Genomic DNA, 21,435 nt, shown 5'->3' with positions numbered 1-21,435 from the left:
CCCATGACGAAGACCATTCCCGCCCCCGAGCGCGAGCGGGTCGTGCCCGGGGCCGCACCCGGAGGGGCTCCCGCGGACCGCCGCTCCGGGCGCGGCCGCACGGCACTGCCGTACCTGCTGCTGCTCCCCGCCCTGATCCTCGAACTCCTCGTCCACCTCGTCCCGATGCTCCTGGGCATCGGCATGAGCTTCAAGGAGCTCACGCAGTTCTTCATCGGCAACTGGTCCGAGGCCCCCTGGTCGGGACTGGACAACTTCACGGTCGCGATCGACTTCGACGCTCCCGTCGGCCAGGCGCTGTTGAAGTCCTTCCTGACCACCTGCCTGTTCACCCTCGCCTCGGTCGCCGCGTGCTGGCTGCTGGGCACCGCCGCCGCGATCTACCTCCAGGAGGGCTTCCGCGGCCGGGGCTTCCTGCGCACCCTCTTCCTCGTCCCGTACGCCCTGCCCGTCTACGCCGCGGTCATCACCTGGGCGTTCATGTTCCAGCGCGACAACGGGCTGGTCAACCACGTCCTGCACGACCAGCTCGGCATCGGCGACAGCCCCGCCTTCTGGCTCATCGGCGACAACAGCTTCTGGGCCCTGCTCGTCGTCTCCGTCTGGAAGGGCTGGCCGTTCGCCTTCCTCACCGTGATGGCCGGACTCCAGAACGTCCCCCGCGACATGTACGAGGCCGCCGCCCTCGACGGCGCCGGGACCTGGCGCCAGATCCGGCACATCACCCTGCCGTCGCTCCGCCCGGTCAACCAGGTCCTCGTCCTCGTGCTGTTCCTCTGGACCTTCAACGACTTCAACACCCCCTTCGTCCTCTTCGGCAAAGCGGCGCCCGAAGCCGCGGACCTGATCTCCCTGCACATCTACCAGTCGTCCTTCCAGACGTGGAACTTCGGCACCGGCTCGGCCATGTCCGTGCTCCTGCTGCTCTTCCTCCTCCTCGTCACGGGCGTCTACCTCCTGCTCACCAGCCGCGGAAGGAAGACCTCCGATGTCTGACCGCACAGCCACCGCCGCTGCCCCGGGCCCGTCCGTCCCCCCGGCGCCCGCCCGCCCGACCCGCCCGCGTCCGCCGATGGCCCCGCCGCGCTCCTTCCTGTGGAGCCGACGGATCTTCCTCACCCTGCTCACCGGCTTCGTCCTGGTGCCGGTGTACGTGATGGTCTCCAGCTCCCTGAAGCCGCTCCAGGACGTCTCGGACGAGTTCCAGTGGATCCCCAGCGGGCTCACCCTGCGCCCGTACGCCGACATCTGGCGGACCGTGCCCCTCGCCGACTACTTCGTGAACTCCATCGTGGTGGCCGGGGCGGCAACGGTCTTCTCGGTGATCGTCGCGATCTTCTCGGCCTACGCCGTCAGCCGGCACGAGTTCCGCGGCAAGCGGGTCTTCACGGTCACCGTCCTGTCGACGCAGATGATCCCCGGCATCCTCTTCCTGCTGCCGCTCTTCCTCATCTACGTCAACATCGGCAACGCGACCGGCATCGCCCTGTTCGGCTCCCGCGAAGGCCTCATCCTGACCTACCTCACCTTCTCGCTGCCGTTCTCCATCTGGATGCTCACCGGCTACTTCGACTCCATCCCCCGGGAGCTCGACGAGGCGGCCAAGGTCGACGGCTGCGGACCCGTCGGCGCGCTGTTCCGCGTCATCGTCCCCGCCGCCATGCCCGGCATCGTCGCGGTCGCCGTCTACGCCTTCATGACGGCCTGGGGCGAGGTCCTGTTCGCCTCGGTGATGACCAACGACACCACCCGCACGCTCGCCGTCGGCCTCCAGGGGTACGCCACCCAGAACGACGTGTACTGGAACCAGGTCATGGCCGCCTCCCTCGTCGTCAGCGTGCCCGTCGTCGCCGGCTTCCTCCTCCTCCAGCGCTACCTCGTCGCCGGCCTCACCGCGGGTGCGGTCAAGTGACGTCCCCCCCGGCCCCGTACCGCAGAAAGGCACTCCGTGTCCGATCCCACCGCCCCCCTCGACCTCGGCGCCTTCCCGCCCGCATTCACCTGGGGCACGGCCACCTCCGCCTACCAGATCGAGGGCGCCGTCGCCGAGGACGGCCGCGGCCCCTCCATCTGGGACACCTTCTCCCACACCCCCGGCGCCGTCGACAACGGCGACCACGGCGACACGGCCTGCGACCACTACCACCGCTGGCCCACGGACATCGCCCTCATGAAGGAACTGGGCACCGACGCCTACCGGCTGTCGGTCGCCTGGCCGCGCATCGTGCCCGGCGGCGACGGACCGGTCAACGCGGCCGGACTCGACTTCTACGACCGGCTCGTCGACGCCCTCCTCGACGCGGGCGTCACCCCCAACGTCACCCTCTACCACTGGGACCTCCCGCAGGCGCTGCAGGACCGGACCGAAGCACACCGCGGCGGCTGGACCGAGCGCGCCACCGCCGAACACTTCGCCCGCTACGCCTCCCTCGTCGCCGAACGCCTCGGCGACCGCGTCACCCAGTGGGCCACCCTCAACGAGCCCCTCTGCTCCGCCTGGATCGGTCACCTCGAAGGCCGCATGGCCCCCGGGTACACCGACCTGACCGCGGCGGTCCGCGCCTCCTACCACCTGCTCCTCGGGCACGGCCTCGCGGTCCGGGCCCTGAGGTCGGCCGTACCCGGAGCGCAGATCGGCCTCGTCACCAACCACTCGACCGTCGAACCGGCCTCCAGCCGCCCCGAGGACGTCGCCGCCGCCGCCCGCGCCGACGGCCACACCAACCGCTGGTGGCTCGACCCGGTGTACGGACGCGGCTTCCCCACCGACATGCGCGAGCTGTACGGGATCGACCTCCCGGAACGCGAGGGCGACGCGGACCTCATCGCCGCCCCGCTGGACTGGCACGGCCTCAACTACTACTTCCCCGTCACCGTCGCCGACGACCCCACGGGCCCCGTGCCGTACGCGCGCGAGGTGCGCCTCCCGGACGTCCCGCGCACCGGCATGGACTGGCAGGTCGACGCGGGCGGCCTGGAGGCCTTCCTGCTGCGCCTCACCGAGGAGTACGGGGTGCGCCGCCTGTACGTCACGGAGAACGGTTCCGCCTTCCCCGACACGGTCGGCCCGGACGGCGTCGTCGCGGACCCGGACCGGGCCCGGTACCTGGAGCAGCACCTGGCCGCCTGCGCCCGCGCCCTGCGCAAGGGGGCCCCACTCGCCGGCTACTACGCCTGGTCCCTGCTCGACAACTTCGAATGGGCCTACGGCTACGACAAGCGCTTCGGCCTCGTCCACGTCGACTACGCCACCCAGCAGCGGACGGTCAAGGCGAGCGGCCGGCGCTACGCGGACGTCATCCGCACCCACCGGTCGCGGGCGCGTTGATCCGGCACCGTCCACCGTCCCGCGGGGGAGGGGCGGGAACGATCTCCCGCCCCGCTCCCTTCCCCGCGCGGTGCGGGCGCGCCGTCAGGCCGAGTCGCGCACCACCAGGACCGGTTCGAAGGCCAGGGACCCGGGTCCGTCCCCCGCTCCGTCGAGCGCGTCGACCAGCAGCTCCGCCATCGCCGCGGCCATCTGCTCCACCGGCTGCCGCACCGTCGTGAGCGCCGGGCTGCAGCTGCGTGCCGCAGCCGAGTCGTCGAAGCCCACCACGGCCACCGCATCGGGCACGGCCACTCCCCGTTCCCCCAGGTGCTGGCAGGCCCCCTGCGCCATCAGGTCGTTCGCGGCGAAGACCGCGTCGATCGACGGATCCAGGGCCAGCAGCTCCGCCATCGCACGGCGCCCGCTGTCCACGGTGAAGCGCCCCCGGGCGAGCGGCACCGACGCCGTGCCGAGGGCCGCGCACTCCGCCAAGAACCCTTCGAGGCGGGGCCGCGCCGTCGGAGCGCTCTCCGGTCCGGTGATCATGCCGGGGCGTCGCCGGCCCGTCCCCCACAGGTGCCGGGCCGCAAGGGCGGCCCCCGCGGCGTGGTCGAGGTCCACATGGCCGCACCCGAGGTCCTCCGAGGGCCTGCCGAAGAGCACGGTGGGCAAGCCGGCCGCCACCAGCCGTCCCGGTAGGGGATCGCCCTCGTCGAGCGGCACGACGAGGGCGCCGTCGGCGCCGCCGCGCCGGAGGTAGGCCACCAGCTGTTCACGGGCCCGCTCCGACTCGGCGACGTGCAACACGGGTTGCACCGCTCGTCGACGCAGCACCGGCAGCACCCCGTCCACCACGCGTCCGAAGAACGGGTCGGAGAAGATCCGGGCGGCGAAGGCCGAGTCGGTCGTCGAGAGCACCAGGGCCGCGGTCCCGGCGCGATCCGTCACCAGCGCACGGGCGGCCTGGTGGGGTGCGTAGCCGATCCGGTCGATCGCGTCCCGAACGGTCCGTTGGATCGCCGGATCCACGTTGCGCACGCCGTTGACCACCCGGGACACCGTCGCCCGGGACACCCCGGCCTCGCGCGCGACGTCTTCGAGCGTCGGTCCTCGATTCCCCACTCGCGCACCTTATAGGCCGCTCCGGGGCGTTCCGGGAGGAACGCCGGACAAACCGAGCGGGCCGTGCACCGGAACGACCCGCCGCCGTCCCCGTGCCCCGGCTCGACGACTCCGTCCCGGTGCGCGCGCCCGGCCCGCGCCGTGCCCCGCCGAGCCGCCGGGGCAGCGGCGCGGCGCGGTCAGGGCAGCAGGACGGCCTTGCCGCGGTGGCGGCGGGACTCCAGATCGGCATGGGCCCGTGCGGCCTGGGCCAGCGGGTAACGGAATCCGTCTCGGGGGAAGGCGACACCGTGCCGTCGGTGGGGAGAGGAGCGAGCGTTCCGGTGCCGGCGACGGCGGGCGGCGGGCCGATCAGCCATGCGATCTTCCGCCTTGCCCGTCTGCACCGCATGTTCGCCGGACAGCTGCTGCGTCGCATCGGTCTGCATCCGGGCCAGGAGCTGGTCATGATGCACCTGTGGGAGTTGGGGGCCCAGCGGCAGGCTGATCTGGTGCGGCTGCTGGACTCCGACGCGGCCACGATGACCCGCACCATCCGACGCCTGGAGCAGGCCGGTTTCGTGCGTCGTCGCCCCTCGCCGACCGACCGGCGCGCCTCGCTCATCGAGCCCACTGCGGCGAGCCATGCCCTCCGGCGTGAGGTCGAGCGGAGCTGGGGGCGGCTGGAGGAGCTCGTGGTCGAGGGGCTCACCGCCGATGAGCGGGCCGAGGCGCTGCTCACCCTGGAGCGCCTGGAGCAGAACCTGGTGCGGGCGGCCGGCGAGGTCGAAGGGTCCGGCGTCGAGGTCGAAGGGGCGGGCGCTGACCCCGATGTCGGCCGTGCGGGCGTCGGCGGAGAGGTCTGACCCGGCCCGGCCGGGTCTCGCGGGGGTTTGGGGCGGACGAGCCCCGGCATCGGCTCGGGTCCGGAGGCATGGTGCCGCGCCCCCGCCCCCCACCTCCGCCCGGACGTGCGACCTCCGCCTTCACCGGACGGGGCGGCGAGCCGTGCGGCGGTCCGTCGGGCCCGGGGCGGCTCGGAGGCCGTGTGCGGGACGAACCTCGAAGGAGTCCCCATCGGGCGCCTCGTTCCTGTGGATGTGGCGCGCCGTCCCGGCCTGCCGCCCCGCCCGCACGGTTCTGCGGAGGGAGTGGGCGCGGTGGGGCGCAGGTGTCCCGTGGCGCGCTTCGATGCTTAGTGCACGCTGTAAGAAAAGGTTTGCCACAAGGCTTGACCGTCAACTCCCGCCGCGGGCAAGGTTTCGGGAGAGCGCTCTCCCACGTTTCCTTCCCGTAAACCGAGGAGCCCCCCATGCCCTCCGTCGGGTCCACGCCGTTCTTCCGGCGCCCCGCTCCACTGCTCCGCCGCGCCGCCGCCGGAGCCCTCGTCTCATCGCTGGCGGGCGCCCTGCTCGTCGTCGCCCCCGCCACAACGGCCCAGGCCGCCCCCGCCCTGCTCTCCCAGGGCAAGACCGCCACCGCCTCCTCCACCGAAGGAGTCGCCTACAGCGCGTCCGCCGCCGTCGACGGCGACCTCACCGGCACCCGCTGGGCCAGTGCCTGGCAGGATTCCCAATGGATCCAGATCGACCTCGGCCGCACCGCCGACCTCAGCCGGGCCGTCCTCACCTGGGAAACCGCCTACGGCCGCAGCTACCAGATCCAGGCGTCCGACAACGGCACCGACTGGCGCACGCTGACGGCCGTCACCGACGGCGACGGCGGCACCGATGACCTCTCCCTGTCCGGATCCGGCCGCTACGTGCGGATGAACGGCCTCACCCGCGGCACCGGATACGGCTTCTCCCTCTGGGAGTTCCAGGTGTACGGCACCACTGACGGCGGTGGTCCCACCCTGCCCGGCGGCGGCGACCTGGGGCCCAACGTGCACATCTTCGACCCCTCCACCCCCGGCATCCAGAACACGCTCGACAGCGTCTTCCAGCAGCAGGAGTCGGCCCAGTTCGGCGACGGCCGGCACGCCTTCCTGTTCAAGCCGGGCACGTACGACGGCCTCAACGCACAGATCGGCTTCTACACCCAGATCGCCGGCCTGGGCCTGCACCCCGACGACACCACCATCAACGGCGACGTGACCGTCGACGCCGGCTGGTTCAACGGCAACGCCACCCAGAACTTCTGGCGCTCCGCCGAGAACCTCGCCCTCAACCCGGTCAACGGAACCGACCGCTGGGCGGTCTCCCAGGCGTCCTCCTTCCGCCGGATGCACGTCAAGGGCGGTCTGAACCTCGCCCCGAGCGGCTACGGCTGGGCCAGCGGCGGCTACATCGCCGACTCCAAGATCGACGGCCAGGTGGGCAACTACAGCCAGCAGCAGTGGTACACCCGCGACAGTGCCGTCGGCGGCTGGTCGAACTCCGTCTGGAACCAGGTCTTCTCCGGCGTCGAGGGCGCCCCGGCGAACGCCTTCCCCGAACCGCGCTACACCACGCTCGACACCACCCCGATCTCCCGGGAGAAGCCCTTCCTCTACTTCGAAGGCGGTGAACTGAAGGTCTTCGCCCCGGCCAAGCGCGCCAACGCCCGGGGCGTCAGCTGGAGCGGCACCCCGCAGGGCGAGTCCATTCCCCTCAGCGACTTCTACGTCGTCAAGCCCGGAACCACCGCCGCCACCATCAACCAGGCGCTCGACCAGGGTCTGCACCTGCTGTTCACCCCGGGCGTCTACCACGTCGACCGCACCCTCACGGTGAACCGGCCCGGCACCGTGGTGCTCGGACTCGGACTGGCCACGATCATCCCGGACAACGGAGTCACCGCCCTGCGGGTCGCCGACGTCGACGGCGTCCGCCTGGCCGGTTTCCTCATCGACGCCGGACCGGTCAACTCGCCCACCCTCCTGGAGATCGGCCCCCAGGGTTCCTCCGCGGACCACGCGGCGAACCCGACCACCGTCCAGGACGTCTACATCCGCATCGGCGGCGCCGGCCCCGGCAAGGCCACCACCAGCCTGGTCGTCAACAGCGACGACACCGTCATCGACCACACCTGGATCTGGCGCGCCGACCACGGCGAGGGCGTCGGTTGGGAGACCAACCGAGCCGATTACGGCGTCCGCGTCAACGGCGACGACGTCCTCGCCACCGGCCTGTTCGTCGAGCACTTCAACAAGTACGACGTCGAGTGGTACGGCGAACGCGGCAGGACGATCTTCTTCCAGAACGAGAAGGCCTACGACGCCCCGAACCAGGCCGCCGTCCAGAACGGCTCCGTCAAGGGCTACGCCGCCTACCGCGTCGACGACGCCGTGACCACCCACGAAGGCTGGGGCCTCGGCAGCTACTGCTACTACAACGTCGACCCCACCATCCGGCAGGACCACGGCTTCCGCGCCCCGGTACGCCCCGGCGTGAAGTTCCACAGCCTGCTCACCGTCTCGCTCGGCGGCAACGGCCAGTTCGAGCACGTCATCAATGACGTCGGCGCCCCCACCCAAGGCACCGAGACGGTCCCCTCCACCGTCGTCTCCTACCCCTGACGGTCCCCGGGTGCGCCTCCGACCGGCGCGCCCGGTCCCTTCCTCTCCTCCCGGGTGGCACGTCCCCGCCGTGCCACCCGGAACGCCGCTCCGCCCCCTCCCGTCCTGGAGCCGCCATGACCACGCGCACCGCCACGACGCCCCCGACGGTCCCGCCGCGCACCCGCCCCCTCACCACCTTCGCCGTACTCGGAGCACTCCTGGCCGCACCCGGTCCCGGAGCGCACCGCCGTGGAGCGCCCCCGGGCCCCCGCCTCCCCGGTGGGCTTCCGAAGGCGCCGGGGCGCCCCGACCAACACGGTTCACACCCGTGCGTCGCGCCCGACGGGACGGTCCTCTTCGTGGGCTCGGCGGTCGACTTCGAGGCCGGCCTGAAGTCGTTTCGCGACGGCCAGCGCACACCGCGCGAGCAGGTCGAGGCCGACCGCGGGGGAGCGACCGTCCGATCGGCGGCGGACGGCCCCGGCTCGTGACCGGCAGGGGCGCGACTTCCCCCTCCCGGCGGGAACGCGCTCGCAGCCCCGCTGCCGGGGCCGTCGGCGCCGCCCGTACCCCGAAGCCGCTTCCCGAGGCCGTCACACGGCGCCCCGGTCTCACGTACTGTGTTCCGCCCGGTCGCACACCGGGCACAGTGCGGTTCGGGCCGGCACGCGTCCGGTGCTCCTGCCGACTCCCGACTCGTGGTGCACCTCCCGCGATGCGAACCTCACGTGGTCCGTGCACAGTCCCGCTCCACAGTCACAGCACACGGCCACGGCGGGCACGGCCCTGCCGTCCCCCGTCCGGCATTCGAAGCACTCCATCGATGCCTCCACACGGTTGCGCTCGGGCGCCTCCACCCGACTTCCGCGTACATCCGACACCTACCCGAAACGGCGAGGGCCACCCGCTCAGGGCGCGGTGTGCGTTCCGGCCGGGGCGGGTGACGGCTGGAGGAGGGCCCGCTGGACGGCCAGGGCGATCGCCAGCTGCCCGGTGGCCGTGGGGTGGAGCGGGGCCTGCTCGGTGGAGCCCTGCACATAGGGCTGGCCGCTGCACAGACCGTGCCCGGTGAAGTCAGGACGGGCGGTGGAGAATCCGGCGGCTTCGGCACCTTCCCGCAGGACGGCGTTCAGCTTCGCCAGGTACGTGCGGAGCACGCGCGCCTTGTTCGGGGTGATGCCCTCCCCACCGAGGCAGTCCGCCCGTTCGCCGAAGGGGTCGTAGTACTCGGTGATGACGACGTGGGGGGACCCGGGAAGTGCGGCGAGTCGCCGCAGCAGCTCGCGGTAGTCCAGGGAGAAGCGGGTGAGCTGGGCGTCGAAGAACGCGTCCGTGGCACGGTCCCCACACTGTGGCTGGGTCGTGCACAGTCGGGTGAGCGCCGCCCATCGGACGTCGTTGGCGCCGATGCTGACGGTCACCGCCGACGCCCCCGGGGCCCGGCGCAACTCGGACAGCTGTGGCGGGACCGTCGTTCCGCCGACGGTACGGGCTTCCAGCAGACCGTCACGGATCGTGGCGCCCGAGCAGGCGAGGTTGAGGACCGGGCGTTCCCGCAGGCGTTCCAGGTACTCGGAGAACGCGTCCGCGCTCCGTCGGCACGCACGGTCCTCAGCCGTGGGATCCTCCAGGGGGTCGTTCCCCGACCCGGCGGCCGTCGAGTCGCCCAGCACGATCAGGTGGACGTCCCCGGCGGCAGGCCCCTCGGGCGGCGGCAGGGGTGCCGGGGGAGCACGACCGACCAGACCCTCCAGCGAGTCGATCGAGCGCAGCACCTTCGGCGTGTCCTTGGCGAGCACCAGGGAGCCGACGGCGCTGAGGCCGCTCGCCAGGGCCACTCCCGCGCAGGCCAGCACAACGGCCGACCGGACCGGCAGGCGTCTGAGCACGGCCACGGCCACCAGGATCGCGAGCGCGACGCCCGCGGCGATCACCGTCTGCCACAGGGCGTACCGGAACCATCCTTCCGCCAGTCGTCTTCCCACCTCGGCGGCGGAGCCGCTCGGTTCCCGCACGAGCTGGTCCAGCTCCGGCCCGAACGTGATCTCGGTCAGTGCGAGGCGGGGCCGGAGCGGACCGTGGAAGGCCACGGTGGTGGGGATGTCCTGACCGAAGAGGACGAGCGTCCCGGGCCCGGTCCAGTGGGCCCACGGCCCCGTGACGGAGAGGTGGACGGTCTGTCCACCGACGGAGACCCGTTGTGGCGGGGTGAGGCGCACCGCGAGCCACACGGAAAGGACCGACACCGCCGCCAGCCCCAGAACACGGGCCGGAAGCACCCTCCACCGGGCCGGGTGCTCCCGCCGGCGCCCGGTGGTTACGGGCTCGTCGTCAGTCCGCCGCGCTCGCGTCGTCCACCGCATCACTGGTGATCACGGCCGCGAAGTCCCCCACCCCGACCAGTTGTGTCCCGTGGAACGCGTCCCCGGCCGTCAGCAGCGCCAGCAGGCTCCCGTCCGCGGGATCGAACTCGACGTCACGCACCTCCCCGAGCCGGTCGCCCTGGTCCGTCACCAAGGACTTACCCATCGCGTCGCCGGGGGCTGCCTCGGCGGCACCACCAGAAACGCGTTCGTCGGCGTCCGGCGCACGGCGAACCATCACGGCGTCGGGCCCGCACGCTTGAACCGTGCCCCACGGCACGGTCATCAGATGGGCACCGGTGCGGATCCGGAGCGCCTGTACACGGGCGGGTCCCGGACTCAACAGCAATCCGGTCACCTTCCCCAGGGTCTCGCCGGTGCTCACCAGGACGACCCGACGACCGTCCAGGTCACTGCTCAGCATCGTCCGTACCTTCCTCGTGCGGGCCGCCCGCCGCCTTCCGGAAATCGGCCAGGTCGTCGGTGGTGGAGCGCAGTGCGGCGGCGGGCACCAGCACGTTCTCCGCCGAGACGACGACCGGAGCGGAGACCGGTATGAGGACGGTCCCCTCCTCGCCGTGCCGGTCCAGTCGCACCTCGTAGCCGACCAGTCTCGCCTCCTCGGTCGTCACGTCGAGCACGACGTCGGTCACCTTCCCCACGTCCTCGCCCTCCTGCGTGAGGACGCGCGTTCCCAGCATGTTGGTGCCGCCCTCGGAGTCAGACGCCGTTCCGGCCCCTTCGCGCAGTGCGTCACGATCGGCGACCATCACGGCATCACGGCCGAGGGCGTGGACGGCGCTCCACGGAACCGCCTCCTTCAGGGGACCGGACAGCATTCCCCGCCCGCTCAGTGTGAAGGCCCGGACACTGCCGGTTTCCGGATCGACGATCACATCCTTGACCTGGGCGATCGCATCGCCGTGCAACGTCAGCACGGGACGGCTCACGACGTCTCCCGCCCGCGTGAGAAAAGCGTTCATCGTTCATCGCCGCCCCGGGGGCCGATGTTGTTCATCGACGATCACTCCACCGCGCCGGCGTCTGGCCTGGGTCACGAGCGCCGACACCCCGATCACGATCAGTATGACCACGGCTATCACCAGCCATGCCCACCACTCCATGGGACACCCCTTCCAGGTCCGTCGACGGATGCCCTCCGTGGCAACGGGGGAAGCCACTGCCGGGCCGGTCCGCGCCCGGCGCTACGCATCCGCCGCTTCGGAAGCCTCTTCCGGCGCGCGGAGAATGACGACGGGGCACGAAGCGTGCAGCGCGCACTGTTGGCTCACCGATCCCAGGAGCAGCCGGGCGAAGCCACCCCGTCCCCGGTTCCCCACGGCCAGCAGTTCGGCACCCTCCGATGCGGCGATCAGTGCCTGAGCGGCATTGCCCCGCACCACGTGCTCCTCCACCGGTACGTCCGGGGCGGTGCCGAGGCCCGTACTGATCTCGCTGCTCAGCATGGTCCGCGCCTGCTCGGCGTCAAGATCGGCATCCACCGCCGGGGCGGACCATCCGGTCGCCCCCGGCACGTCGTAGGCCGCCACCGCTTCGACGTGCGCTCCGGCCATGCGTGCGTAGTCCACGGCCCACCGCAGTGCCGCATGGGACGCGGGGGATCCGTCGACGCCCACGACGACCCTCCTGTGAGGGCCCGTTTCGGCTTGCATGCCCGGTCACCCCTTCACCAGATCCGACAAAAGGCATTAAAAGTGTTTTCTTGTGGTTACCTACCCAGAGCATGGCCTCATATCCGGCTGGACGGCCATCGTCCGGCGCCCTGGCTGTGACGCACCGCCCGGCACCCTCACGCGCGGTGACGTCGATGTGCTGGGCTCGCCCCGCGGGGAAACCGGACCGCCGCCTGCCCCGGAGCGCGTCCCCGTGCGTTCCTGTTCAATGGGGCGAGCCGCGAGAACGTGGTGGGGGGGAAGCGGGAGCATGGACGTGGATCGAAGTGGGGAGAACGAGAACCGCGGGGCCCCATTGCTCTCCGCGGTCCGGGCACGGGACGCGGAGCTGCTGAAGGCCCTGCTCTGGGACGAAGACGACCGGGAGGTGCTGCACGAGGCGTTCTCCCTCGCGGTTCGCTCGTCCTTCGGGGACGTCGCCCAACTGCTGCTCCAGCACGGTGCGGATGCCTCCCGGTGTGTGCCCGAGGAATTGCCGTCGCTGCGCGAGGCGGTCGACTCGGGCTCGCCCGCGCTGGTCGAGCTGTTCTTGGACGGCATCATCCGGGAGTGCCCTTCCAAGGCCGAGCTGTTGGAGATGGCGGACCTCGCCCGTCATTGGCAGGAGACGGGAGTCGAAGCCGAACTGCGACACCGCACGGGTTCCCGGGACGCCGTCGTCCGGACCCGCGTCGAAGACGACGAGTACTACGACGTCGGCGAGTTCGTCCTCGGCGGCACGACCGCCCGGGACGGTCACGGGGCGATCCTCACGCGACTGGAGAAAACGCTCGGCGTGCACACTCCGTTCGAGGAGTTGATGGGCCGCGCATTGGCGCACGCACATCAGCGCCATGTCGCCTGGGGGACCGTCACCATCCTGCTCTCCGGCCGGCGCGACCGGGAGACCTGGACGACCGCCCAAGCGCTGCGGACGCATCGGGACCCGTTCCACCGGCTGTTCGGCGCCGAGGTGATGCGGTTGACCCACCTCTTCGACGACAGCGAGGAGGACACGTTCGCGGCCCCTGCCCTCGAAGTCTTCACCGGGTGGTCGGCCGAGGAGGAGGACCTCGCCGTGCTCACCGAGGTGCTGGTCGCCCTCGGCGAGCATTCCGATCCGCGTGCAGCGGCGGCCCTTCTGCTCCACCTCGACCACCCCGATGCCCGAATACGGCAGGCAGTGGCGCAGGGCTTGGGCTGGTGGTCCCCGCCGCTTCCCTCCTTCGGCGACGTCCGCACGGCATTGCTGCGGCTCATGGTCGATCCGGACGCGGAGGTACGGCAGGCCGCCTGCTACAGCGTTGCCGAGGGAAAGGACCGCGACCCCGTCCTCACCGACGCCATGGCCGCCGCGCTGCACGACGCGAACCGCCGGGTCCAACTCGCCGCTGTGTACGGACTCGCCCTCCACGGCGACGAGCGGTGCGTGGAGGCGGCCCGTCGTCTCGGCCCGCCGCGGCAGCCCGACCATCTGTACGAGGAGGGCTGCCTGGGAGCGGCGTGGCGTTACGGATGGCGCCGCAAGGGTCTGTGATACGCCTCCGCGCGTTCGCACGGCCGCACCGGATCGACAGGGGCTGTCCTTCCTTCCCGGCCGATCTCGTCGATCAGCGGCTTCGCGGCGACCGCTGCCCCGTCGGTGCGCATGGTGCCGGCCACTGCCTTCGTACGGGCGAGGGTTTCCGGGGCCGGTGCCGTCCGCAGCGCGGCCGACAGGGACGCCGAGGGCGCTGCCGTCAGCCCCGTGACAGACGGTCCTGGAAGCACGGGTGTTGCGTTGGCGGGTGGGGCTGCGGCAACAGTCGACGACTCGGTCGAGCCTCCCGTGCCTGCTGCTGATGTGACCATGGTGATGCGCCACTTACCATGGGGGCGTGCCACGTCGACCAGGGGCGACGGGGACGAAGCACGAAGCGATCAAGTCTCTAGGGGGCAAGTGAAGCGTTCGTCCGGTTGGTCGCGCGAGGCGCTTGTTCGATACCTCCACCTTTCTCGGATGGTTCGGGTGACGATCGCGATCGTGGTTTTCCTGGTCCTCTTCATCGGCCTCTTCCAGGAGCCGGCCGTCCTGCGATGGGGGCTGTCGTGCGGGGTGGGCAACCTCTTCTTCGGCCTTGCGTACAGCGAGCCGTGGTCCGAGCCGTCCGATGCCGGGCCCCGTGCGGCGAGGCGCCGCTGGTCCTGGCGCGGGGAGGGGCGTGCGGGGCCGGGTCGTTCCGGACGGGGGGCGGGAGATCGCAGGAGCACTCGCCCTGCTGCCGAGGGCTCGGCCCCGGGGCTGCGGAACGTGGGGCACTCCTGACGAGACGCCGCTCGCAGTCGTCATCGACGACTTTGCCGGTGAGCGTGCTTGACGCCGTTTCACCCGTCTCGGAAGGCCGAAGCCGTCTGTACGTCGACGCTTCCTGATCTGTTCCGGCGCCGGAGTGCGGGGCCGCCCCGCGAGGAGGGCGCGCACCGCACGCGGCACGTTTCAGGGACCCGTGTCGCCACCCTCAGGTGTCGGAAGGCGCCCGGCCGAATCGCCGTTCGGGGCGCGGTGCTGTCGTCCCACCGTGGTGACGAGGGTGGAAGAGACGTGGGCCAAGGCCGGGTCCGCAGGGATGAAGAACGTTTCGACTCCGGCCAGTTCGTGATTCATGTGGGCCATCGGCATTTCGTAGTCCAGGTCGGAAACGCCGCGGACCCCGCGGATGACGACGTCGATTCCGACCTGGCCGCAGTAGTCGACCAACAGGCCGCCGGTGTGGGAGTCGACCGTGACGTTGCCCAAGTCGGCTGCTGCCGCGCGGAGTCGGTCCAGCCGTTCCGCGACGGGGAAACGACCGGTCTTGTTCGCGTTGAACATCACGCACACGACCACCTCGTCGAACAGGAGGGCAGCACGCCGGAGTACGTCCTGGTGCCCTTGGGTGACCGGGTCGAAGGATCCTGGGAAGAGCGCTCGCATGGTGCGAGAGGGTAACAAGCGACCGTCCCGCGGTTCCCGGTCATGGCGGGCGAACGTCGCCACCGGCCCCGCGCCCTCGATGCGGGGCAGCGGACCGCAAGGCGTCGTGACCGTTCGGATTCCCGCGCGCACTCGTACGCACGTGCGGTGTTCTGTGGTGTCGCCCGCGATACTGGAGTGGTCCGGATCAAGAAGTGACCAGAGGCGGCGCATGTGGGCAACTTTCATGTGGGTTGTGAAACTCCGTTTGCGAAGTGGGGGAAACCGGCGGTCGCTCCCGAGGTCTACGAGAGGTGTGTGACTCCCCGCGGCGAGGTGACCCTGATCAGGGAGCGCGGCCCACGGATCCGTCCGGAGGACCACGCCGATGCGGTCGAGAGCTGGACGGTGTCCCTGCGGGACGGAGGAGCCGCGCTCAGGGTCCACCGGCTCGTGGCGACCCCCTTGCTGTTGCGGTGGCGGATCCGGAAGGGCTTCGAGGGTGAGGTGGACGGGGATCCGTTCCGTTTGACCGGCAGGTCCGCGCTACGGCGCTCCCGCCGATCGGTCACGTACGAGGGCCCCACGATCGATGTCCGGATCGTGCCGCGCGCGTTCGGCCTCCGTCTCGTCGAGCGGGGGGAGGAGGTCGGATTCCGTTCGTTCAGCGGTGAGTGGGAGCTGTCGGACCCCACGGATCACGCCGTGCTGACCGTCTGTCTCTTCGAGTGGGCCGGGTTGGAGGGCCTGCTCAGGACACCCGTGCTCCGGGACCTGTGACGGGCTGGTGCGGGCTTCGTCCTTGAACGGCCAGGAGCTTCGTCATCCAGCACTGCTGAAATCCCTCAACCCGACCGGCTCGTCAACGGGTCGGAAAGGCTCGACGATGAGCACGGCCCTGGTGGTGGGCGGGATCGCCGCAGCCCGGCTCGTGGACGGGAAGGCGGTTTCGCTCATGCCCCCAAAGCGGAAAGCACCGGTCCCGCGGCGAGGCCGAGTCCCAGGGAGAACGAGGCCGCCGCGTAGGCGACACCGCGTGCGGACCGGTCGCCCGTGGCGAGGGCCGCACCGTCGCCCCGGGACACCGCCGGCACGATCCAGCGCAGGTAGTAGAAGAGCGAGGCCACGGTGTTCGCTGCGGCCAGGACCGCCAACCAGGTGTAGCCACCGTCAAGAGCAGCGGTGAACGCCTCCAGTTTGCCGACGAAGACGGCGGTCGGAGGGGTGCCCACCAGGCCGAGGAGACAGACGACGAGACTCGCGGCGAGCAGTGGACGGCGGTGCGCGAGACCGCGGTAGTCGGTGAGCCGGGTCGCTCGGGGGAGGGCGCAGACCACGGCGAAGGCCCCGAGGTTCGTGACGGCGTACGCGGCCACGTAGAACAGGAGCGCGGGTGCGGCGAGATCGGAGCGTCCCGCGACGGCGACCGGCATGAGGAGGTAACCGACCTGACTGATGGTCGAGTACGCCAGGAGCCGCTTCACGTCGTCCTGGAAGAAGGCCGCCAGATTGCCCAGCGTCATCGAGGCCGCCGCCACCGCGGACATCCCGACGGCCCACGGCATTCCGCTGTGGGCGAGCACGCCCTCGCCGAGGCGCAACAGGGCGGCCAGGGCGCCGACCTTGGGGATCGTGGTCAGGAAGGCCGCCACCGGGCGGCTGCTGCCTTGCACGGCGTCCGGTACCCAGAAGTGGGCGGGAACGGCCCCCGCCTTGAACAGCACGCCCGCGAGCAGTCCGACGGCCCCTGCGCTGACCAGCCCGTCCGGTGCACGGGACAGCGAGGACCCCAGCGTCGGATAGCCGGTGCCGCGCCCCGCGGCGTACAGGACGGTGATGCCGGCCAGCATGAGCACGCCGAGCAGTGCGCCGGTCACGTAGTACTTGAGCGCGGCCTCCGTGCCGGGTCCGTCCTTGCAAAAGCCCGCCAGGGTGTATGCGGGGATGCTTGCCAGCAGGTAGCCGGCTGCGAGGAGCAGGAGGTCCTGGGTGCCGGCCATCATGAGGGCCCCGAGCGCCGACAGTTGGAGGAGCACATGGGTTTCGCTCTCGCGGGGGTGTGCCCGGAAGGGCGAGGCGAGGAGGGCGAGGACGAGGAGGAGCGCGCCCAGGACGACGATCCGGGACGTATTGCTGACCGGATCGACGGTGAACGCGCCGCCGAACGCGGTCAGATCGGGGCGGACCGCGGCGAGGGCCGAGACCACGATGCCCGCGCCGGCGGCGACGGCCGCGAGCAGGCCCACCAGCCACTGGCGGCGGCGCGGCAGCCACGACCCGAGGAGCAGCCCGAGCACCGCCGAGGACGTGAGCAGCACCTCGGGGAGGATGTCGAGGGGGTTCTCGTTCATCGTGCTCACGGGGTTCATCGGGTGAGCTGCTCCAGCACCGTACGGGAAGCGGGCTCGATGACGTCGAGGAGGAAACGGGGCGCGACGCCGATGACGACGGCCGCGGCGAGCAGCGGCACGACGGCGACGGTCTCGTGTCCGCGGAGGTCGGGGAAGGCGAGGGGGGTGCCGGGCGCCTCGGGGAGGCGCAGCGGGCCCATCAGGACCTGCCGCAGCGCGCGGAGGAAGAGGGCGGCGGTGAGCAGGATGCCGAGCACGGCGAGCGAGGTGGCCAGGGGGCGTGGCCCGAGGGAGCCGGTGAAGATCTGGAACTCCGCGACGAAGCCGGAGAAGCCGGGGAGGCCGAGCGAGGCGAAGGCGGCCACGCCGGTCAGTGCGGCGAAGACGGGGGCGAGGGCGGCGACCCCGCCGTAGGCGGTCATCTCGTAGGTCCGGCCCCGCTCGTGCAGGGCGCCCGCGAGGAGGAACAGGGCACCGGTGATCAGGCCGTGGCTGACCATCTGGGTGACCGAGCCGGTGACCGCGAGCGAGCGTGCTTGGACGGAGGTGTCGGCGACGGCAGCGGCGGCACCGACCGCGAGGACGATGTACCCCATGTGGTTCACCGAGGTGTAGGCCACCATCCGCTTGAAGTGGGTCTGGGCGAGGGCCACCAGGGCGCCGTGCAGGACGGACAGCACTCCGATCACGACGATGACGACCGCGTAGCGACGCCAGGCGTCCGGCAGCATCGGCATGGCGATGCGCAGGAACCCGTACGTTCCCATCTTCAGGAGGACCCCGGCGAGGATCGCGGAGCCTGCCGCGGGCGCTTCGGTGTGGGCCGGTGGCAGCCAGGTGTGGAAGGGGAACGTGGGCGTCTTCACCGCGAGGCCGACCCCGATGGCGAGCAGGACGAGCGCGGCGTACGCGGAGCGACCGGCGAGCGGGTCCTGCCGGATCAGGTCGACCATGTCGAAGGTGTGCGGAGCAGCCGCCAGGTACAGGCCGATGAACCCGAGCAGCAGCACCAGCGAACCGACGAAGGTGTAGAGGAAGAACATCAGCGCCGCCCGTCGTGCGCCGCTGTGCCCCCAGCCCGCGATCACGAAGAACATCGCCACGATCGACAGGTCGAAGAAGACGAAGAACAGGATGAGGTCGAGCGAGGCGAACAGGCCGAGACAGGTGGTCTGGAGGAAGAGGAAGAGGGCGGCGAACAGACGAGGGCGCCGGTTCTCGCGGAGCGAGTACACCGAGCAGGCGAGGAACAGGAAGCAGGTGAGGGCGAGCAGCGGCAGCGACAGGCCGTCGACGCCGATGTGGTAGCCCACGCCCGCGCTGGGAATCCATCGGGCCCGCAGCTCGTACTGCGTTCCGCCGGTCGACTCGTATCCGGCCCACAGGGCGATGACCAGACCGAGTTCGCCGGCCGTCGTCGTGACCCAGACGGCCCGCAGCACCCGCTCGGGTACGGCGGGCGGGGCGGCGAGGAGCAACAGGGCGATCGCGGACGGGGTGAAGACGAGGGCGGTGAGCAAGCGGGTCACCTCACGAGGACGAGGACGACGGCGAGGAGGACGAAGGCGGCGACGGCCTGGGCGAGGTACTGGTGCAACTGACCGGTCTGTGGGAGGCGGGCCCAACGGCCCAGCCGCCCGGCGGTGGTGGCGATGCCCTCGACGGCGGATTCGATCGCTCCTTCGACGCGGCGGGCCGTCCATCGGGCGCACGCGAGGGCGCCGCGGGCCGTGGCGCCCACTGTGCGGTCGAGCACCACGTGGTCGAGGACCGCGGCGGCGTCGGCGGCGCGAAGGGCGGGTGCCACGAACAGCCGCCGGGCGGCACGCTCCAGGGAGAGCCAGTCCCCGGCCCACGCCGCCAGCCCCCGGGGCATCGGAGCCGGGCGGGCGCCCCAGGCCCAGGCGGCGCCCGCGGCGACCAGGGCGAGCGCTCCGGACAGGACGAACTCCGCCGCCCTCGCCTCCGCTTGGTCGCCCGCGCCGAGGTACTCGCTCAGCGCGTCCCGCAGCGGGGGGAACGCCAGGGGGGTCAGCGCGAGGCAGCCGAGGGCCGGCAGCGCGAGCGGGGCGACGGCACCGCCGGGGACCCGCGGACCGTCCCCGGTGCGTCGCACCGGCGGGCTCCAGACGAAGCGGAGGATCCTGGCGCTGTAGGCGGCGGAGAGCACGGCCGCCGCCAGGCCGGTCGCGTACAGCCACGGACTGTCGTCGAGGGCGCCGGCCAGCAGGACGTCCTTCGCCGCCCACAGGGAGAGCGGGGGCAGGCCGGCCAGTGACAGGGCGCCCACCGTGCAGAGGGCGCCGACGGTGCGGTGGGACCGGGCGGCTCCCCGGAGCTCGGACAGTTGCCGGGTGCCCCAGGCGGTCAGCCAGGCACCGGCCACCAGGAAGAGCAGGCTCTTGGCCGCTGCGTGGGCCGCCAGTTGGAGGGTCCCGCCGGTGGTCGCCCCGACTCCGGCCGCCATCACCATGAAGCCGATCTGCGCACAGGTGGATGCGGCCAGCAGCTGTTTGAGATCGGTTTGCGCGATGGCGACGAGCCCGAGGGCAACGGCGGTCACCGCGCCCGTCCACGCCGCCGCGGTCGCGCCCCAGCCGGAGGCGGCGAGCAGCGGCCCGGTCCGCAGCAGCAGATAGGCGCCAGCCACCACCATCGTCGCCGAGTGCAGCAGTGCGGAGACCGGGCTCGGTCCCTGCATCGCCCGGGACAGCCAGAAGCTGAACGGGAGCTGTGCGGACTTGCCGAAGGCCGAGACCAGCAGCCCTGCCGTCACGAAGGACGCCCAGGGGTCCTCGGCCCGGACGAGCCCGTCGAGGTCGAGTGCACCGGGGCCGGCCGCCAGGGCGGCCCCCGCCGCGAGGTAGAGCCCCAGGTCGGCCGTGCGGGTGGTGAGGAAAGCGGTCTCGGCCGCCGCCGTACGGGCGGGCTCGCGCCACCAGTAGCCGATGAGCGCCCACGAGGTGGCGCCCATGACCTCCCAGCTCAGGAGGAGGGTCGGGAGGGTGGTGGCGGTGACGGTGACCAGCATGCTCCCGGCGAAGAGCAGCATGAGGCCGAAGAACCGCGCCCGTGCCTCCGCAGCGCCGAACTCCGCCGCACTGAACAGCAGGACGACGAGCGCGACGGCGGCGACGGTGATGACGAGCACTCCGGAAAGTCCGTCCACCGCCAGGCCGAGGGGCAGTCCCTGGAGGAAGGGGGCCCGGGCCGCGGGGTGTCGGACGGCGGCCGTGACGGCGAGGCCCAGCGTCACGGCGGCGACCGCGAGTGCCGTGCCCGCGGCCCACCGGTCGGCCGCCCGCCCGGTGACGAGCAGCGCGGTCCCGGCCAGCGGTGGCAGCAGGACCAGCAGCCACAGCAAGGGGCTCATTCCCTCAACTCCGCCGCACCGTCCGTCATGTCCACCTCGCGGGACCGGAACAGGGCCGTGACGACCGCGAACCCGATCGCCATCTCCAGGGCCATGGCGGTGACGGCGACCACGATCAGCACCTGTCCGGCGGCCTCTGCGGGAGCGATGAAGTGCCAGGCCGCGCCGGCGGCGAGCATGACCCCGCCCAGCATCAGTTCCAGCCCCATCATCAGCATCACGACGGACTGCTGGGTCAGCGCACCGAAAAGCCCGATGCAGAACAGGGCCGAGGCGAGGACCAGGAAGGTTTCCAGGTTCACCGGCCCACCCCGCCGCGCACCGGGTCCTCGGGGGAGGCGGCCCGCAGGTCGTCACCGTAGCGGTCGTACCGGCCGCGCGGAGTCGCGAGGACGACCGTGGCCACGATGGTGGCGAACAGGGCCGTGCCGAGGGTCATCATGGTGAGCATCTGCGGCCCCATCAGGGAGGTCCCGAGGTCTCGGGTCGGATCGGCCGGGGCGTCTCCTTGCCGTCGGGGCCACGGGGCGAGCAGGATCCCGGTGACCATCAGGGCGAAGGTCAGGGCGCAGAGGACTGCGGCGCCCCGCCGGTTGTGCACCATCGTCATCGGCATCAGGCCTGCCGGATTCATCATGAACATGATCATGAAGACGGCCATGACGGCCATCTCGATCGTCATCATCAGGACGGTGACGATGCCGAGGTAGTCCAGACCGAGCACCACCAACTGCCCGCCCACGCACAGCAGGGCCGTGAGCAGGGAGAAGGTCGCCCGTGCCATCGAGTCGAAACGGAACACCATGATCCCGCCCGCCACCGCCACCGTGGCCATCACCCAGAACGCCGCC

22 protein-coding genes are annotated in these 21,435 nt (G+C 71.5%); 9 read left to right on the top strand and 13 right to left on the bottom strand.

The window, feature by feature from the left end; genetic code table 11:
* Positions 1 to 3 precede the first annotated feature (3 nt).
* From ACFW2Y_RS08610 to ACFW2Y_RS08600, 3 genes are all read left to right on the top strand, one after another.
* Positions 4 to 996: a carbohydrate ABC transporter permease gene (locus tag ACFW2Y_RS08610; RefSeq protein WP_384875450.1), complete on the top strand. Its 993-nt coding sequence runs from the start codon at positions 4 to 6 to the stop codon at positions 994 to 996.
* A gap of 76 nt (positions 997 to 1,072) precedes the next feature.
* Positions 1,073 to 1,912: a carbohydrate ABC transporter permease gene (locus tag ACFW2Y_RS08605; RefSeq protein WP_384875485.1), complete on the top strand. Its 840-nt coding sequence runs from the start codon at positions 1,073 to 1,075 to the stop codon at positions 1,910 to 1,912.
* A 36-nt stretch (positions 1,913 to 1,948) separates the two neighbouring features.
* Positions 1,949 to 3,328, top strand: coding sequence for a GH1 family beta-glucosidase (locus ACFW2Y_RS08600; RefSeq protein WP_384875447.1), 1,380 nt, complete (start codon positions 1,949 to 1,951; stop codon positions 3,326 to 3,328).
* An 84-nt stretch (positions 3,329 to 3,412) separates the two neighbouring features.
* Here the strand turns inward: ACFW2Y_RS08600 and ACFW2Y_RS08595 are convergent, their stop codons facing one another.
* On the bottom strand, positions 3,413 to 4,432 hold the full coding sequence (locus ACFW2Y_RS08595) for a LacI family DNA-binding transcriptional regulator (RefSeq protein ID WP_384875445.1): 1,020 nt from the start codon (positions 4,430 to 4,432) through the stop codon (positions 3,413 to 3,415).
* A 179-nt stretch (positions 4,433 to 4,611) separates the two neighbouring features.
* Positions 4,612 to 4,791, bottom strand: coding sequence for a zinc-binding dehydrogenase (locus ACFW2Y_RS08590; protein WP_384875496.1), 180 nt, complete (start codon positions 4,789 to 4,791; stop codon positions 4,612 to 4,614).
* Here ACFW2Y_RS08590 and ACFW2Y_RS08585 point away from each other — a divergent pair.
* The 3 genes from ACFW2Y_RS08585 to ACFW2Y_RS08575 all read left to right on the top strand — a co-directional run bounded on the left by ACFW2Y_RS08585 (position 4,756) and on the right by ACFW2Y_RS08575 (position 8,383).
* Positions 4,756 to 5,277 (top strand): MarR family winged helix-turn-helix transcriptional regulator, encoded by a 522-nt coding sequence (locus tag ACFW2Y_RS08585; protein WP_384875442.1) that lies wholly within the window; start codon positions 4,756 to 4,758, stop codon positions 5,275 to 5,277. The two genes, ACFW2Y_RS08590 and ACFW2Y_RS08585, sit on opposite strands and share 36 nt — an antisense overlap.
* A gap of 446 nt (positions 5,278 to 5,723) precedes the next feature.
* Positions 5,724 to 7,910, top strand: a complete 2,187-nt coding sequence (locus ACFW2Y_RS08580) for a discoidin domain-containing protein (protein ID WP_384875440.1) — start codon at positions 5,724 to 5,726, stop codon at positions 7,908 to 7,910.
* A 116-nt stretch (positions 7,911 to 8,026) separates the two neighbouring features.
* Positions 8,027 to 8,383, top strand: coding sequence for a hypothetical protein (locus ACFW2Y_RS08575; protein WP_384875437.1), 357 nt, complete (start codon positions 8,027 to 8,029; stop codon positions 8,381 to 8,383).
* Positions 8,384 to 8,503: 120 nt separating this feature from the next.
* Here ACFW2Y_RS08575 and ACFW2Y_RS08570 read toward each other — a convergent pair whose 3' ends face one another.
* The 5 genes from ACFW2Y_RS08570 to ACFW2Y_RS08550 form a co-directional block, all read right to left on the bottom strand.
* The gene (locus ACFW2Y_RS08570) at positions 8,504 to 8,713 is read right to left on the bottom strand and encodes a DUF2180 family protein (RefSeq protein WP_384875434.1); all 210 of its coding nucleotides are present in this window, start codon (positions 8,711 to 8,713) and stop codon (positions 8,504 to 8,506) included.
* Between the two features lie 87 nt (positions 8,714 to 8,800).
* Positions 8,801 to 10,138 (bottom strand): SGNH/GDSL hydrolase family protein, encoded by a 1,338-nt coding sequence (locus tag ACFW2Y_RS08565; RefSeq protein WP_384875431.1) that lies wholly within the window; start codon positions 10,136 to 10,138, stop codon positions 8,801 to 8,803.
* Positions 10,139 to 10,223: 85 nt separating this feature from the next.
* The gene (locus ACFW2Y_RS08560; RefSeq protein ID WP_384875427.1) at positions 10,224 to 10,679 is read right to left on the bottom strand and encodes a PRC-barrel domain-containing protein; all 456 of its coding nucleotides are present in this window, start codon (positions 10,677 to 10,679) and stop codon (positions 10,224 to 10,226) included.
* Positions 10,666 to 11,205, bottom strand: a complete 540-nt coding sequence (locus ACFW2Y_RS08555) for a PRC-barrel domain-containing protein (RefSeq protein WP_384875424.1) — start codon at positions 11,203 to 11,205, stop codon at positions 10,666 to 10,668. Before ACFW2Y_RS08555 ends, ACFW2Y_RS08560 begins: the two co-directional genes overlap by 14 nt.
* Positions 11,206 to 11,460: 255 nt before the next feature.
* The gene (locus tag ACFW2Y_RS08550) at positions 11,461 to 11,928 is read right to left on the bottom strand and encodes a universal stress protein (protein WP_384875421.1); all 468 of its coding nucleotides are present in this window, start codon (positions 11,926 to 11,928) and stop codon (positions 11,461 to 11,463) included.
* A gap of 271 nt (positions 11,929 to 12,199) precedes the next feature.
* Here ACFW2Y_RS08550 and ACFW2Y_RS08545 point away from each other — a divergent pair, with 271 nt between their 5' ends.
* Together ACFW2Y_RS08545 and ACFW2Y_RS08540 are read left to right on the top strand one after the other, a co-directional pair.
* Positions 12,200 to 13,465 (top strand): HEAT repeat domain-containing protein, encoded by a 1,266-nt coding sequence (locus tag ACFW2Y_RS08545; RefSeq protein WP_384875418.1) that lies wholly within the window; start codon positions 12,200 to 12,202, stop codon positions 13,463 to 13,465.
* A gap of 471 nt (positions 13,466 to 13,936) precedes the next feature.
* Positions 13,937 to 14,233, top strand: coding sequence for a hypothetical protein (locus tag ACFW2Y_RS08540; protein ID WP_384875415.1), 297 nt, complete (start codon positions 13,937 to 13,939; stop codon positions 14,231 to 14,233).
* 171 nt (positions 14,234 to 14,404) lie between these two features.
* Here ACFW2Y_RS08540 and coaD read toward each other — a convergent pair whose 3' ends face one another.
* The gene (coaD, locus tag ACFW2Y_RS08535; protein WP_384875412.1) at positions 14,405 to 14,881 is read right to left on the bottom strand and encodes a pantetheine-phosphate adenylyltransferase; all 477 of its coding nucleotides are present in this window, start codon (positions 14,879 to 14,881) and stop codon (positions 14,405 to 14,407) included.
* A 297-nt stretch (positions 14,882 to 15,178) separates the two neighbouring features.
* On the opposite strand from coaD, the gene ACFW2Y_RS08530 reads away from it, so the two are divergent.
* Complete coding sequence (locus ACFW2Y_RS08530; RefSeq protein WP_384875409.1) at positions 15,179 to 15,640, top strand: hypothetical protein; 462 nt, start codon at positions 15,179 to 15,181, stop codon at positions 15,638 to 15,640.
* 173 nt (positions 15,641 to 15,813) lie between these two features.
* On the opposite strand, the gene ACFW2Y_RS08525 is transcribed toward ACFW2Y_RS08530, so the two are convergent.
* Genes ACFW2Y_RS08525 through ACFW2Y_RS08505 form a run of 5 tightly spaced genes read right to left on the bottom strand, consistent with a single transcriptional unit; the run spans position 15,814 to position 21,419 of the window.
* Positions 15,814 to 17,220, bottom strand: a complete 1,407-nt coding sequence (locus ACFW2Y_RS08525; protein WP_384875406.1) for an NADH-quinone oxidoreductase subunit N — start codon at positions 17,218 to 17,220, stop codon at positions 15,814 to 15,816.
* A 5-nt stretch (positions 17,221 to 17,225) separates the two neighbouring features.
* The gene (locus ACFW2Y_RS08520; protein WP_384875403.1) at positions 17,226 to 18,731 is read right to left on the bottom strand and encodes a NuoM family protein; all 1,506 of its coding nucleotides are present in this window, start codon (positions 18,729 to 18,731) and stop codon (positions 17,226 to 17,228) included.
* A gap of 5 nt (positions 18,732 to 18,736) precedes the next feature.
* Complete coding sequence (locus ACFW2Y_RS08515) at positions 18,737 to 20,584, bottom strand: proton-conducting transporter membrane subunit (protein ID WP_384875400.1); 1,848 nt, start codon at positions 20,582 to 20,584, stop codon at positions 18,737 to 18,739.
* Entirely contained in the window at positions 20,581 to 20,886 is a 306-nt protein-coding gene (locus ACFW2Y_RS08510; protein ID WP_384875397.1) for an NADH-quinone oxidoreductase subunit NuoK, read from the bottom strand. The genes ACFW2Y_RS08515 and ACFW2Y_RS08510 overlap by 4 nt, the downstream gene beginning before the upstream one ends.
* Positions 20,883 to 21,419, bottom strand: coding sequence for an NADH-quinone oxidoreductase subunit J (locus ACFW2Y_RS08505; protein ID WP_384875482.1), 537 nt, complete (start codon positions 21,417 to 21,419; stop codon positions 20,883 to 20,885). The genes ACFW2Y_RS08510 and ACFW2Y_RS08505 overlap by 4 nt, the downstream gene beginning before the upstream one ends.
* Between the last annotated feature and the right edge of the window lie 16 nt (positions 21,420 to 21,435).

The sequence above is a fragment of the Streptomyces sp. NPDC058877 genome (assembly GCF_042742855.1).
Taxonomy (GTDB): domain Bacteria; phylum Actinomycetota; class Actinomycetes; order Streptomycetales; family Streptomycetaceae; genus Streptomyces.
The sequence above is the reverse complement of the archived record's forward strand: the minus strand, read 5'-3'. Positions and strand labels throughout refer to the sequence as shown.

Coding starts and splice junctions, on each gene's coding strand:
- ACFW2Y_RS08590 (WP_384875496.1), bottom strand. CDS start 4,791: ATGGCTGATCGGCCCGCCGCCCGCCGTCGCCGGCACCGGAACGCTCGC.
- ACFW2Y_RS08575 (WP_384875437.1), top strand. CDS start 8,027: ATGACCACGCGCACCGCCACGACGCCCCCGACGGTCCCGCCGCGCACC.
- ACFW2Y_RS08545 (WP_384875418.1), top strand. CDS start 12,200: ATGGACGTGGATCGAAGTGGGGAGAACGAGAACCGCGGGGCCCCATTG.
- coaD (WP_384875412.1), bottom strand. CDS start 14,881: ATGCGAGCGCTCTTCCCAGGATCCTTCGACCCGGTCACCCAAGGGCAC.
- ACFW2Y_RS08580 (WP_384875440.1), top strand. CDS start 5,724: ATGCCCTCCGTCGGGTCCACGCCGTTCTTCCGGCGCCCCGCTCCACTG.
- ACFW2Y_RS08505 (WP_384875482.1), bottom strand. CDS start 21,419: ATGGCCACGGTGGCGGTGGCGGGCGGGATCATGGTGTTCCGTTTCGAC.
- ACFW2Y_RS08570 (WP_384875434.1), bottom strand. CDS start 8,713: ATGGAGTGCTTCGAATGCCGGACGGGGGACGGCAGGGCCGTGCCCGCC.
- ACFW2Y_RS08560 (WP_384875427.1), bottom strand. CDS start 10,679: ATGCTGAGCAGTGACCTGGACGGTCGTCGGGTCGTCCTGGTGAGCACC.
- ACFW2Y_RS08605 (WP_384875485.1), top strand. CDS start 1,073: ATGGCCCCGCCGCGCTCCTTCCTGTGGAGCCGACGGATCTTCCTCACC.
- ACFW2Y_RS08515 (WP_384875400.1), bottom strand. CDS start 20,584: ATGAGCCCCTTGCTGTGGCTGCTGGTCCTGCTGCCACCGCTGGCCGGG.
- ACFW2Y_RS08550 (WP_384875421.1), bottom strand. CDS start 11,928: ATGCAAGCCGAAACGGGCCCTCACAGGAGGGTCGTCGTGGGCGTCGAC.
- ACFW2Y_RS08610 (WP_384875450.1), top strand. CDS start 4: ATGACGAAGACCATTCCCGCCCCCGAGCGCGAGCGGGTCGTGCCCGGG.